This is a genomic window from uncultured Dokdonia sp., assembly GCF_947496725.1.
GTDB lineage: Bacteria > Bacteroidota > Bacteroidia > Flavobacteriales > Flavobacteriaceae > Dokdonia.
Window position 1 is genome coordinate 351,471 of the sequence record NZ_CANMDS010000004.1, and the last position, 13,447, is coordinate 364,917.

A 13,447-nucleotide genomic window follows, 5' to 3' on the forward strand; every position below is an offset into this window, starting at 1 on the left:
ACGCAGCTTGATTTATTTTGTCAGCAGTCCCTTTTCTTGATAAATGGCAATACCTTTATCTATCATATCACTAATGGATGCTTCTAGCGAGGCGTCCATTTTTTTTATATGAAAACAACTCTTGCCCTTAAGACATTTTTTAAGCGCAGGGTCTATGTCTGTAAAAGCCGCAACATCTGTATAAATAGGGAAGAAGTAAAGTCTACAGTCTTTGGGTTTGGGTATCACACTTGCAAAGTAATGACCATCTACTTTTTGTTTGCCTTGCATTGTGGGTATAATTCCCGCCGCCTCAAGACCTGCGCTGTCGTCTTTTCTGAGTTGTAGCTTGTCTTCGTGGGCTTTAATAAGTGTTCTTAAAGCTAGGTCTATTTCTATAGGGTTAGTGAGCATAGGTATGATGTACTATGTGATTAATGCTTTAAGATAAGAATTTGCTATTAAACTACTCGGTCTTTGTTTATGGATGAAGTATTTTTGCGCTTTCGCGAAAGCGTAAAAAAAACCAACCCAATGCAGTTTTCAGACTACACAAAAGAATTTGGCACAAACCTTAAAATAGCATTCCCTATAATGCTGGGACAGCTGGGTCATATACTTGTAGCTCTCGCAGATAACTTGATGGTAGGGCAGCTAGGTGCCGCACAACTGGCAGCAGTAAGTCTGGGTAATAGTCTCGTTTTTATAGCACTCTCTATAGGTATAGGTTTCTCATTTGCCATCACGCCACTTGTGGCAGAGGCAGATGGTCAAGGTAATATAGAGAAGGGGCGACTGCACTTTCACCACGGGGTGATTATGTGTGCTGTAAACGGTGTGTTGCTTTTTGTAACCTTGCTTATTGCAAAGCCGGTTTTGTATATGCTAGACCAACCGCCAGAGGTGGTAGCGCTTGCGATACCGTACCTTGAGATTGTAGCGTTATCTATGATTCCGCTTATGATTTTTCAAGCTTTTAAGCAGTTTGCAGATGGATTGTCACAAACTAAATATGCGATGTATGCCACTATACTTGCAAATATTGTAAATGTCTTATTTAACTATGTGCTCATTTACGGGATCTGGATTTTTCCAAGGCTTGAGGTTGAGGGGGCTGCCTGGGGGACACTCATATCACGATTTTTTATGCTGGGGCTGCTCATTTTTATGCTTTCGCGAAAGCGTAAATTTAAATCGTATTTTTTCTGGGATGGTGCAAGTCACATACAGCTTAGCGAGTTTAAAACACTTATAAAACTAGGTTTTCCCACAGCTTTACAAATGCTTTTTGAAGTAGGTGTGTTTACGGCGGCTATTTTCTTATCTGGAATTCTGGGGACTAATGCCCAGGCGGCAAATCAAATTGCGCTTAATCTTGCGTCTATGACATTTATGATAGCTGTAGGGCTGGGAGTCACGGGTACCATACGTGTAGGAAACCAAAAGGGGAAAAGGGATTATCCAAATTTGAGGCGTATCGCTTTTTCTATCTTTATACTTTGTTTCCTTATCGAGGCGGTCTTTGCTGTAGGTTTTATAGTGCTCAAAGACTGGTTACCTCCTTTCTATATAGATAATCCAGAGGTGATTTTTATGGCAGCACAATTACTCGTTGTGGCAGCATTGTTTCAGCTCAGTGATGGAGTACAAGTTACCATTCTAGGTGCGTTAAGAGGTTTACAAGATGTAAATATCCCTACAGTGATATGTTTTATAGCTTACTGGGTAATAGGCTTCCCGGTGATGTGGTATTTTGGGAAAGAGGCGCAAATGGGTGTTCAAGGCATCTGGGTAGGGCTACTGGTAGGGCTCACAGCATCTGCCACAATGCTATATTTTAGATTTAACTACCTTAGTAAAAAGTTGATAAGTGGGGTGTAACCGCACCATAACAAGAGATATATAAATAGATAATTATGACAGTACCAAAGTTCTTACTAGGTGATAATTCAGATTTTTCTGATCATATTTTTGTGATTCATACAGAGTTTCCTCGTTTTATAATAGATCTCACTATTGATGAGATAGAGTGGTTTGAAGAGTTTGACCGTCAAGACGAAGATGAGCTTGCCTCAGAGACCGAAAATGCTATAAAGGAAGCTACAGAGTGGTACGACGCCGAAATGGAAAAATTTGAGAACGAGTAGATAATGGAGCAACTCGTACAATATGATCAAGAGCTTTTTTTATTCTTAAACGGTCTGGGTAGTACCACCTGGGATCAGTTCTGGCTTATTGTAACAAATAAGCTTAGCTCTATACCCTTATATGCGCTCTTACTTTTCTTTATTTACAAGCAGTACGGGATGAAGGGTACACTCATTACTGTGGTATGCGTAGCATTACTCATTACTGGGGTAGACCAGCTCGCAAATGCTTTTAAGCACGGTTTTATGAGACCAAGACCGTGTAGAGTTGCCGCTTTTGAAACGACCATAAGATACATTGCAGAGCGCTGTGGTCGTTACGGATACTATTCTGCACACGCTGGTAATAGTATGGCTGTTGCCGTTTTTGCAGGTCTAGCGCTTAGGCGTAGTTATAAGAATTTGATTTTCTTTTTGCTTTTTTGGTCTGCGGTAGTGGGTTATAGCCGCATTTATGTGGGAGTACATTATCCTGGCGATGTACTTACTGGGTGGATTATAGGAGCAGCCATAGGCTATGGTCTTTATAAATTGCAGCAGTTTTTGATTGTGAAATATGATAAGTAGTTAGACTATTACTTACTTGCGATGTCTAGCAATTGCTGTGCTGCTATAAAGGGAGAAACTTCTCCTTGAGCCACTTTAGATAAGACAGCATCTAGTTTACCAACCACCTTGTCATTTGCATAAAAGGCGTCTTTAAGCTTATTTTCTATAGTTTGTAGTAGCCAGAATTTATTTTGCTCGGCTCTTTTTGTTTTAAAGTAAGTTGATTTTTTGGTTGTTGAGGTATAATCAGATATGAGTTTCCATACTTCTTCAATCCCCGTGTTTTCTAGCGCGCTACAGGTTGTAACCTTTGGTGTCCAGTTGCTGGGTTTAGGAGGGAAGAGGTGTAACGCTTTCGCGAAAGCGGTCTTAGCCAGCTTTGCAGCTTTTGTATTACCACCGTCTGCTTTATTGATCACAATGGCATCTGCCATCTCAATAATACCTCTTTTAATGCCTTGTAACTCATCACCAGCCCCAGCTAGTTTGAGTAGCAAAAAGAAGTCTACCATAGAGTGTACGATGGTCTCGCTCTGACCTACACCCACCGTTTCGATTATAATCACGTCATAACCTGCAGCCTCACAAAGGATGATGGCTTCTCGTGTTTTACGAGCTACACCTCCCAGAGATTTTCCTGATGCGCTGGGACGTATATAAGCTTTAGGGTTTTGAGCCAGTGTATACATTCTAGTTTTATCACCTAGAATACTACCGTGGGAGACTGAGCTTGTAGGGTCTACCGCTAGTACGGCAACTTTATGTCCTTGTGAAGTAAGATGGTTGCCAAAGGTTTCTATAAAAGTACTCTTACCCACGCCAGGCACGCCGGTAATACCTATCCTTACAGATTTATTAGCCTTACTTAGGCAAGCTTCTATAAGATGTTGTCCTTTATCTTGATGTGATTGTACGGTGCTCTCAATGAGAGTGATGCCTTGAGAGAGTGCCGTGATATCTCCTTGAGCAATAGCAGTTGCTAGCTCTTGAGTATTTATAGTTTTTTGCCTTTTACGAGTCTTGTAAAACGCAGGATTAATACTCTTGTTAATATGTGTAGCATCTTTACTCACAGAAGTACCAAATTACTACTTTCTTCATAATTATGTGAGTTTAAGAGCTGCGTTTTATCCCTAAAAGAACTGCCAAGTGTAAAGAAGTAAAACTAGAGTTATGAGTCTTTGTACTTCTTTTTAACCTTGGCTTTAAGCTTTGTAAGATCTGCGTGTGATTGCTTTATCTGGAACTCCATAGGTACAAGCACTTCTAGTATATGTACGGGTAACCAGCTGTCATCTATAAGACGTTTGAGGAGTATGAGTACCATCTCGTCTTGAATCATACACGCGCCCACAATGTTTGTAGGTGTTTTATGCTCCATAGCTGCTGTTACATCTAGCCAGTCACGATCTGCACTACCCTTTACAATATCTAGCCTGTTTGGCGTGATACCTTCTTCTGCCATTCGGGATACTATCTTGTGACAAAACTTATTACGGCTTACGCTTTCCTTAGCTAGAAATCTTTTGTACTCTGTAATCTCAATTTCTTCTGCAGCATTAAAATAGCGACGCTCTGCCCAGAAGCATTCGTCTAGCAGGTCGTTAAGATTTTCATATGCAATATCGAGGTGATTCATATACTGAGCTTCAAATATAGACTAGTCGCGGTATTTAAAATAGTCTTACTTCATTATTACTTAAAAATTATGAATAGTTTATTTATAATCTAGTAGTATCTTAATGGGTTGTTAACTCAAAAAAAATAAAACTTTTTGCAACATTGCAAAAAAGACCTCGTCTTTAAGAAGAATAGCAATAATAAACCAATCAAAACCAACCATCCATTTTGCTAGTTAGTGATCTCATACAAAAATGCAAGGCAAATGATAGAAAGGCACAGCTGCAGCTGTACAATAAATACTGTGATGGTATGTATTGCGTAGCCTTTAGATTTTTGAAAAATGCATTTGAGGCAGAAGAGGCAATGCACGAGGGCTTTATAAATGCCTTTGCAAAGCTTCATCAGTTTACGGGAGAAGTCACCTTTGGAGCCTGGCTTAAGCGCATCGTGATTAATAAAAGTCTCGATATGATTAAGGCAAAAAAAGCAACACTTATCCCACTTAATGAGGAAGTAATGGGCAAGGTAGATGATGATAATGATTGGAATGTGGCAGATGGAGTAACCGTAGACCACATTAAGAAAACCATCAGTGAGCTTCCTGAGCGATATGAGTATCCTCTTATGCTATTTTTAATAGAGGGATACGATCACCAGGAGATCTCAGAGATATTACAGATTACAGAAGTCGCTTCTAGAACGCTGGTGCACCGCGGTAAGAAGAAGCTTCAACAACACTTAAAGACCCTTAATTATGGCACAGGATATTAGAGAGCTTATCAAGAGCGAGAGCGGTGAGCAAGAGCAGCTGCGAGAAGGCCACTTATCACGTTTTGAGCAATTACTTGAAGAGCGTATGCCAGAAGAGCAGAAACCTTCAAAGCCTAAAGGCGGTATATTTTTATGGATGAAGATAGCAGCCGTACTTATTGTAGCTGGTGGTATTGTAATGATGGTGTATAATAACGCTTTCGCGAAAGCGGAAGACGCACCCATAGTACAAGCTACCCCAGAAAATACAGAAACGGTAGAACCAGAAATCTTATTAAGTGCTATATCACCAGAATTTAAAAAAGTAGAAGATTACTACCTCGCTAGTGTAAACCTAGAGATTGCCCGCCTTGAGATAACAGATGATAATAAAGAGCTTATAGATGCTTTTATGAAACAGCTGTCAGATCTTGATGCAGAGTATAAAAGTCTCAATCGTGAGATTACCGAAAGTGGTGTAAGTGAAGAGATGGTAAACGCAATGATAGAAAACTTAAAATTGCGTGTGGAGCTTATGATAAAACTCAAAGCAAAACTTAAAGAAATGAAAAACGCTGCTCAACAAGAAGCAGCCATTCAAACGGTATAAGATGAAACAGTATAAGATATTATGGCCAGTGATGATGTTACTATTTGTAGCATCTGGGAGCGTATTTGCGCAGGCTAAAAAAACAAAGTTAAACGAGCGCTTTTCTGTAAACAAAGACGTGCAGATAGATGTAGACACACGTTATGCAGATGTGATTTTTGAAACCTGGAACAAAAATGAAGTCGCAATAGAGGCATATGTAGAGGGAGCAAATGCAAGTGAAGCAGCAAGGTCTTGGGATCTTGACGTGAGTGGTAATAGTAACCAGGTACGAGTTACAAGTAAAGGAGGTTATGGAGATTCAAAAGTTTATGATATAAGTGATCTAGATAACGTACACCTAGATCTTGATCTAGGAGAAATTATAGGGCAATCACTTAGTATTGTTGAGCCTGTGATGAATGGCCTTGTAGGGCCGCTGCTAGAAGGTATCTCTGGAGCAAGACTTCCAGATGAGTATTATGAAGAAATGGGGAAAATGAAATTTGACCACGAGGCATATAAAAGAGAAGGTAGAGCTTACATAAAGCGATGGGAGCGTGAGATGGATAAGAGTTTTGGCCCTGAGTTTGAGCGTAAAATGGAGAAGTGGGAGAAAGAAGCAGAGCAAAGGTCTGAAGACTGGAGCGAGCGCCTTATAGAGCAATCTGGCATCCCAAAATGGCCTTTTAATAGCAAAGGAAATATCACTTTTGATAGTGATGAGTATGAAAAAGACAAGCAAGCTTACGTAAATAAGTTAAACCGAAAGTACGGTACGAGAGTAAGTGTACGTGAGGTAGATAGCTGGCTTGAAGATGTTGAGGCCTGGGGAGAAGATTTTGGAGAGAGAATGGAAGACTGGGGTGAGAACTTTGGTAAATCTATGGAGAAGTGGGGTGAAAACTTTGGTGAAAATTTCGGAAAGTCTATGGAGAAGTGGGGAGAGTCTTTTGGAAAAGATATGGAGAAGTGGGGAGAAAACTTCGGCAAGAAAATGGAAAAATGGGCAGAAGAGCACGAAGGTGAGTGGGAAGAAACTCATACAAGAGATGAAAACGGAAATAGAAGTAGCCACTACAGCCTTAATTATGATTCTGATAAGGCTTCATCAAAAAAGTCTAACCGAAACGTAAAACGTGTTATTATCATAAAAATGCCTAAGCGTGCAGAGCTAGATCTTAATGTACGTTACGGTAAAGTAAAAATGGCAGATGCTTATAATGCAAAAGCGGTTATCTCACACGGTAGTCTTGCTGCCACAACCATCGATGGAAGAAACACCTCCATCGATGTTTCTTACAGCCCTGTAACCATCACAAACTGGAACAAAGGAACTCTCGTGACTAATCACGTTAAAGATTGTGATATAAACACAGCTACAGACATTAAAGTCACGTCTAACTCTAGTAACGTACACATTAATCGTCTAGATGGTTCTGGTATGATATCTGGGTCATTTGGTAAGTTGTCAATCCCTCAAGTGAGTGATAACTTTGGGACGCTTACTTTATTTTTAGAAAATAGCGACCTCGCTTTAAAATTACCACAGGCGGCATTTAACTTTAGTTACAGTGGTGATCATAATGACTTCTTTATCCCTAAGCAACTCGAGACACAGTCTATGAAAAACGGATCTACAGAGATGGTAAATGGGTTTCATAAATCTAGAAGTACTGGTAATACCATTACGATTAATGCTAAGTATAGTGACGTAGTATTGCAATAAACAGCGATTACATACTAAATTATTGTGCAGCTATGGCTGCTTTTTGTGTTTTGTATTGAAGTTGTATTTTTAGGCAACAAATAACAACCAATGGATACTAGTTTTTTTAGTGCGCTTACAAAAGAATTTACATCTCCTCTCCACACTCCTTTTCAAAAAGAAGACTTCTATCCGCTAGATTTATCTACGTCAAATAATGAGCTAGATGTTGAGCTCCTTACAAGACCTTATGATCATCATAAGTTCTTACAGCTGTATCTTAAGATAAGTGGTTCTAAGGTAGCCTACGGCGGTTATCTAGAGAAACGACCTCTCTATGATAGATCAGATTATTTTCAGGCACAAGATCCGGGAGACAAGCGCAATATTCATCTTGGTGTAGATTTGTGGTGCAACGCAGGAGAAAGTATTGTGACCCCGCTAGATGGAGAGATACATAGCTTTAAGCACAATAAAAATTTTGGTGATTATGGACCTACGCTTATTGTAAAGCACACCATAGACGGACAAGAGTTTCACACGCTATATGGTCACTTAAGTGTAGCATCTTTGCATAATAAAAAGATTGGTCAAAAGGTGAAAGCTGGCGAAGTAATTGCCACTCTAGGTACTCCAGATGTAAATGGTGATTATGCGCCTCATCTACACTTTCAGATAGTTATAGATATGCAAGGTAAAGAGGGTGACTATCCTGGTGTAGGAAGCCAAAATGATCTTGAGTTTTATAAAAAGAATTGCCCAGACCCTAATCTGCTATTAAAAATTTATGAATAGCCTTTGCGACAGCATCTTCTTTATTTGTAAAAGCGCTCGTATAATCTGCTAGTGATTTTAGAGTAGGAGTAGCATTCTGTACAGCAACACCTTTACCTACGCGACGTATAAGCTCATCATCATTATGATTATCGCCAAAAGCCATTACAGCCTCTAGCCCAAAGTTATGTTCCTTTTTTAATAAGACCGCTAGCGCCTTTGCTTTGTCTATATATTTTGGGGTAATCTCAAGGTAGGTGTCTTTAGATCTGTAAAGGTGAACTTTATCACTATAGAGTGGTTCTAGTAATGCAACTAGACTATCAAGTTCTTCTGGGGCTCCCATACACATTAGTTTGTGTATGCCTAGCTTTTTGTTATTTAGAAAGTCAAGACTTTCACTAGCCGCTTGATAGATAGGAGTAGCTCTTGTGTTGTTTATTTCGCGTAAGCTCCATTCATCTTCTTGGTCTGTAAACCAGTGCTGGTTGCTATAAATACTTAAGTTGTAAGAATGTTTTGTATGATGTGGGATAAGGGTAGACAGTACTTGCGTGTCGTAGCTATTATTTTCTATTATAGTTCCATCCTTTCCTATAATAAGTCCTCCATTAAAGGCAATAAGTGCTTCACCTAGATTGCCCAGCCCTTCTTGCAAGTAGCGCATAGCTTGTGGTGGGCGTGAGGAAGCTAGTATGAGGGGTAATCCCGCTTTCGCGAAAGCGGAAATAGTAGCATCACTCAACCATCGGTCTGCATTGAGTAACGTACCGTCTATATCTGAACATAAAAGCTGTATGGAATCTGTCATAGCTATAAAAATAATAAGGCGGCCTCAAAAGAGAGCCGCCTTAAGTAGAAAATTATTAAAACAATCTAGCTGTTTACAATCACCCATTGTCCTTTTGCAATAAGTGGTTCAGCCTGTTTGTACTTTACTTCTTTTGTCTCACCATTTATTACATTTTTAATAGTAACACGGTCGTTACGACCTATTTTAGGTTGAGATCTTACAATCGTTTCTGTAACCTGTTGTTGCTGTGGTTGTGTATTACCAGCAGCTCTAGCCTGTGCAGAACGCTCATCCATATTAGGAATTTCTTCCTTTTGAGTTTGCGTTTCTTCACGGCGCTCACGTATTTGTGATGCATCGCTCACCTGCTCTTGGTTACCTTGAGGAATCTCTCCTTTAAATAGGAATGAAATCACCTCTTTATTAACCTTATCAATCATCTTTTTGAAAAGCTCAAATGCTTCAAACTTATAGATTAATAATGGATCTTTTTGCTCGTGTACAGCAAGGCGTACACTTTGCTTAAGCTCATCCATCTTACGAAGGTGTGTTTTCCAAGCGTCATCTATAATGGCAAGTGTGATGTTCTTTTCAAAATCTGTCACGAGTTGCTTACCGTCTGAGTCGTAAGCTTCTTTAAGATTTGTAACTACACGTAGCTCTTTTGTACCATCTGTAAATGGTACCACGATACGCTCAAACTTTGCATTAGGATCTTCATACACTCTCTTGATGATAGGGAAGGCAAGGTCTGCATTCTTAGTCATCTTTTCTTTATAGTGATCAAAAGCTGCTTTGTAAATGAGGTCTGTAAGATCTTTTGCAGACTTACTGTTAAAGTCGCTCTCGCTTACTGGGCTCGTCATAGAGAAATAACGAATGAGCTCAAACTCAAAGTTCTTAAAGTCTTGTGCTTGCTTGTTTGACTCTACAATTACCTCAGAGGTGTCATAGATCATATTTGCAAGGTCTACACGTAAACGCTCTCCATATAGTGCGTGACGACGACGCTTATATACAACCTCACGTTGCATATTCATCACATCATCATACTCAAGTAAGTTCTTACGTACTCCAAAGTTGTTTTCTTCTACTTTTTTCTGTGCGCGCTCTATAGATTTTGAAATCATACCGTGTTGTATCACTTCTCCTTCTTTGAGCCCCATTCTATCCATCATCTTTGCAATACGCTCAGACCCAAATAAACGCATTAGGTTATCCTCAAGCGATACATAAAACTGTGAGCTTCCTGGATCTCCTTGACGTCCAGAACGACCACGTAACTGTCTGTCTACACGGCGTGAGTCGTGACGCTCTGTACCTATTATGGCAAGACCACCGGCTGCCTTTACCTCGTCAGATAACTTAATATCTGTACCACGACCTGCCATATTTGTTGCAATGGTTACCACTCCAGGGTTACCAGCCTCTGCAACGATGTCTGCCTCGCGTTTATGTAGCTTTGCGTTAAGTACGTTATGAGGTATTTTACGAAGGGTAAGCATTTTACCTAGTAATTCTGATATCTCTACAGAAGTTGTACCTATCAAGACTGGACGTCCAGATTTTGAAAGTTCTGTAACTTCATCTATAACGGCATTATACTTCTCGCGCTTCGTTTTGTAAACTAAGTCATCTTTATCTTTTCTTGCAATAGGGCGGTTAGTAGGTATTTCTACTACGTCTAGTTTGTAAATCTCCCAGAATTCTCCAGCCTCTGTAACCGCTGTACCTGTCATACCAGATAGCTTGCGATACATACGGAAGTAGTTTTGAAGCGTTACTGTTGCAAAAGTTTGTGTAGCATCTTCAATTTTTACATTTTCTTTTGCCTCAATCGCTTGGTGCAGACCGTCACTATAACGACGACCATCCATAATACGACCGGTTTGCTCATCTACAATCATCACCTTATTTTCCATCACAACATACTCGGTATCTTTTTCAAATAACGTGTATGCTTTAAGCAGCTGGTTCATTGTGTGAATACGCTCAGACTTGATTCCAAAATCTTTAAAGAGTTCTTCCTTTTCTGTAGCTTCTTCTTCTGGTGATAATCCTTTTGCTTCTATTTTTCCTATCTCAAGACCTATCTCTGGCATTGTAAAGAAATCTGGATTGTCTTTACCAGAAAGTGTTTCTATACCTCTGTCTGTAAGTTCAATCTGATTGTTCTTTTCATCTATCGTGAAGTATAGTGCCTCATCTATTTGATGCATTTCACGATTATTGTCTTGCATATAGAAGTTCTCCGTCTTTTGTAATAACTGGCGTATTCCTTCTTCACTCAAGTATTTTATGAGGGCTTTATTTTTAGGTAACCCACGGTATACTCGTAAGAGTTGTTTACCACCTTCTTTTGTGTCACCTGCAGCAATAAGTTTTTTTGCTTCTGGTAAAACTTTTACGAGCTCCTGGCGCTGTAGGTTTACAATCTTCTCTATTTGTGGTTTAAGATCATTAAACTCGTGCACATCACCTTTAGGTACAGGTCCAGATATAATAAGTGGTGTACGAGCATCATCTACAAGTACAGAATCTACCTCATCTACAATCGCATAGTTATGTGGGCGTTGTACTAGATCTTCTGGTTTATGAGACATATTATCACGTAGGTAGTCAAAACCAAATTCGTTATTTGTACCATATGTAATATCTGCCGCATATGCTGCACGACGCTCAGGACTGTTAGGTCTGTGATAATCTATACAATCTATAGTCATCCCGTGAAACTGGAATAAAGGAGCCATCCACGCGCTATCACGCTTAGCTAGGTAATCATTTACCGTTACAAGGTGTACACCATTACCAGTAAGTGCGTTAAGGTAAACAGGTAGCGTCGCCACGAGTGTTTTACCTTCACCTGTTTGCATCTCTGCTATTTTACCTTGGTGCATTGCCACACCACCTATGAGCTGTACGTCATAGTGTATCATATCCCAGGTTACTTCTTTACCAGCAGCATCCCAGCTATTTGACCAGATGGCTTTATCACCTTCTAGTGTTACATAATCTTTTGTCCCACTAAGTAAGCGATCATACTCTGAGGCTGTTACCTCAAGTGCTGTGTTATTAGTAAATCGCTTTGCAGTTTCTTTTACAACGGCAAATGCTTCTGGAAGTATTTCTGTAAGTGTTTTTTCAGAAATCTCGTAAGCCTCGTCTTTAAGCTTATCTATGGCTAGGTAAACGTCTTCACGCTCATCTATATCTTCGGTAGCTTCTGCTTTTGTTTTGAGTGCTTCGGTAGCTTCTGTATTTTCTTTAAGAGCAGCAGCTAGAGTAGCTTTAAACTCAGTGGTTTTATCTCTTAAGCCATCTAGTGATAACTTTGCTAATGCTGCTTCGTGTGCTTTAATTTTTTCAACGATAGGAGTAATTGCTCCTACATCTTGTTTAGACTTATCGCCTACAAAAATTTTTAATACACTATCTAAAAATCCCATAATATGGTGTTGTTTTGTGTCAATTTTGAACCCGTAAATTTAATCAAAAAAAAAGCCTCATAGAGAGACTTTTTAGTGTTTTAACGGGTATATATTTAATATTCGTCTTCGTTCCAGAGATAATCCTCGTCTGAGGGATAGTCTGGCCAGATCTCTTCGATAGAATCATAAGAATCACCTTCGTCTTCGATAGCTTGTAGATTTTCTACAACTTCAAGTGGTGCTCCAGTTCTAATCGCATAATCGATCAACTCATCTTTAGTAGCAGGCCAAGGCGCGTCACTTAGGTAAGAAGCTAGTTCAAGTGTCCAGTACATAGCATTTGTGTTTTTTAATTTGTGCAAAAATAATTTTTCTAAGCAGAAATGCAAGTGAATTGAAGATTATTTCAAAATAAATGTAAGAACGTGGCTTTCAGACCTTGTAGAGAGTATAATTACGCTTTCGCGAAAGCGAGATACCTCTCAATAATTGTTTTCTGTATTCGGTACTCTTAATCTAGCTTGGTAGGTATCCATTTTACCTCATCTGCTTGTAAGTCTTTAGACAACTTTCGTGCCAGCACAAATAGGTAGTCAGAAAGGCGGTTAAGGTATTTAAGTGTATGCTTGTCAAACGGCTCTAGCTCGTAAAGCGCTGTTGCCAAACGCTCTGCGCGCCTGCATACAGTACGTGCTACGTGACAATGTGACACGGTGGTGTGACCTCCAGGAAGTACAAAATGCGTCATAGGTGGAAGTTCTGTTTCCATCTTATCTATTTCATTTTCCAGTAGTTCAATATCTTCTTCATTAATTTTTGGGATATTGAGGCGCTCTTTGCCATTTTTGAGAATCATCTTTTCTGGGTCTGTAGCGAGTACAGCACCTACGGTAAAGAGTTTGTTTTGAATATGTATAAGAATCTCCTTGCTACGCACATCAATCTCTTGATCACGTATGAGCCCTATAAATGAGTTGAGTTCATCTACAGTACCATAGCTGTCTATTCTTATATGATGTTTTGGGACTCGCGTGCCGCCAAATAAGGCTGTAGTACCGGCGTCACCAGTTTTTGTGTATACTTTCATTTGTGATGAAGTTGTATGCT

Annotated in this window: 14 protein-coding genes; 7 read left to right on the forward strand and 7 right to left on the reverse strand. The window is 39.7% G+C overall.

From position 1 onward, the window contains the following. Positions 1-12 precede the first annotated feature (12 nt). On the reverse strand, positions 13-393 hold the full coding sequence (locus tag Q0948_RS11000) for a hypothetical protein (protein ID WP_298352361.1): 381 nt from the start codon (positions 391-393) through the stop codon (positions 13-15). Between the two features lie 120 nt (positions 394-513). Between Q0948_RS11000 and Q0948_RS11005 the strand changes: the two genes are divergently transcribed. From Q0948_RS11005 to Q0948_RS11015, 3 genes are read left to right on the forward strand one after another with little or no spacing between them, the layout of a single operon-like run. After that, a complete protein-coding gene (locus Q0948_RS11005) occupies positions 514-1,860 on the forward strand; it encodes an MATE family efflux transporter (RefSeq protein WP_298352549.1) in 1,347 nt (448 codons plus the stop codon). A 35-nt stretch (positions 1,861-1,895) separates the two neighbouring features. Beyond that, positions 1,896-2,126, forward strand: coding sequence for a hypothetical protein (locus tag Q0948_RS11010; RefSeq protein ID WP_038600020.1), 231 nt, complete (start codon positions 1,896-1,898; stop codon positions 2,124-2,126). A gap of 3 nt (positions 2,127-2,129) precedes the next feature. After that, positions 2,130-2,693 (forward strand): phosphatase PAP2 family protein, encoded by a 564-nt coding sequence (locus Q0948_RS11015; RefSeq protein WP_298352367.1) that lies wholly within the window; start codon positions 2,130-2,132, stop codon positions 2,691-2,693. A gap of 8 nt (positions 2,694-2,701) precedes the next feature. Here Q0948_RS11015 and meaB read toward each other — a convergent pair whose 3' ends face one another. Then, positions 2,702-3,748, reverse strand: a complete 1,047-nt coding sequence (gene meaB, locus Q0948_RS11020) for a methylmalonyl Co-A mutase-associated GTPase MeaB (RefSeq protein WP_298352370.1) — start codon at positions 3,746-3,748, stop codon at positions 2,702-2,704. Positions 3,749-3,846: 98 nt separating this feature from the next. Beyond that, positions 3,847-4,314, reverse strand: coding sequence for a DUF2383 domain-containing protein (locus Q0948_RS11025; RefSeq protein ID WP_298352373.1), 468 nt, complete (start codon positions 4,312-4,314; stop codon positions 3,847-3,849). Positions 4,315-4,523: 209 nt separating this feature from the next. On the opposite strand from Q0948_RS11025, the gene Q0948_RS11030 reads away from it, so the two are divergent. From Q0948_RS11030 to Q0948_RS11045, 4 genes are all read left to right on the forward strand, one after another. Then, the gene (locus tag Q0948_RS11030; protein WP_035327995.1) at positions 4,524-5,069 is read left to right on the forward strand and encodes an RNA polymerase sigma factor; all 546 of its coding nucleotides are present in this window, start codon (positions 4,524-4,526) and stop codon (positions 5,067-5,069) included. Further along, positions 5,053-5,658, forward strand: a complete 606-nt coding sequence (locus Q0948_RS11035; RefSeq protein WP_038600036.1) for a hypothetical protein — start codon at positions 5,053-5,055, stop codon at positions 5,656-5,658. The genes Q0948_RS11030 and Q0948_RS11035 overlap by 17 nt, the downstream gene beginning before the upstream one ends. A gap of 1 nt (position 5,659) precedes the next feature. Then, on the forward strand, positions 5,660-7,366 hold the full coding sequence (locus Q0948_RS11040; protein ID WP_298352381.1) for a hypothetical protein: 1,707 nt from the start codon (positions 5,660-5,662) through the stop codon (positions 7,364-7,366). A gap of 90 nt (positions 7,367-7,456) precedes the next feature. Further along, positions 7,457-8,140, forward strand: coding sequence for a peptidoglycan DD-metalloendopeptidase family protein (locus Q0948_RS11045; protein ID WP_298352384.1), 684 nt, complete (start codon positions 7,457-7,459; stop codon positions 8,138-8,140). Here Q0948_RS11045 and Q0948_RS11050 read toward each other — a convergent pair. The 4 genes from Q0948_RS11050 to Q0948_RS11065 form a co-directional block, all read right to left on the reverse strand. Further along, on the reverse strand, positions 8,112-8,930 hold the full coding sequence (locus Q0948_RS11050; protein WP_298352387.1) for a Cof-type HAD-IIB family hydrolase: 819 nt from the start codon (positions 8,928-8,930) through the stop codon (positions 8,112-8,114). The two genes, Q0948_RS11045 and Q0948_RS11050, sit on opposite strands and share 29 nt — an antisense overlap. A gap of 65 nt (positions 8,931-8,995) precedes the next feature. Beyond that, complete coding sequence (secA, locus tag Q0948_RS11055; RefSeq protein ID WP_298352389.1) at positions 8,996-12,358, reverse strand: preprotein translocase subunit SecA; 3,363 nt, start codon at positions 12,356-12,358, stop codon at positions 8,996-8,998. A gap of 95 nt (positions 12,359-12,453) precedes the next feature. Next, the gene (locus tag Q0948_RS11060; RefSeq protein ID WP_013751528.1) at positions 12,454-12,675 is read right to left on the reverse strand and encodes a DUF2795 domain-containing protein; all 222 of its coding nucleotides are present in this window, start codon (positions 12,673-12,675) and stop codon (positions 12,454-12,456) included. A gap of 176 nt (positions 12,676-12,851) precedes the next feature. Beyond that, a complete protein-coding gene (locus Q0948_RS11065; protein WP_035328013.1) occupies positions 12,852-13,427 on the reverse strand; it encodes a cob(I)yrinic acid a,c-diamide adenosyltransferase in 576 nt (191 codons plus the stop codon). Between the last annotated feature and the right edge of the window lie 20 nt (positions 13,428-13,447).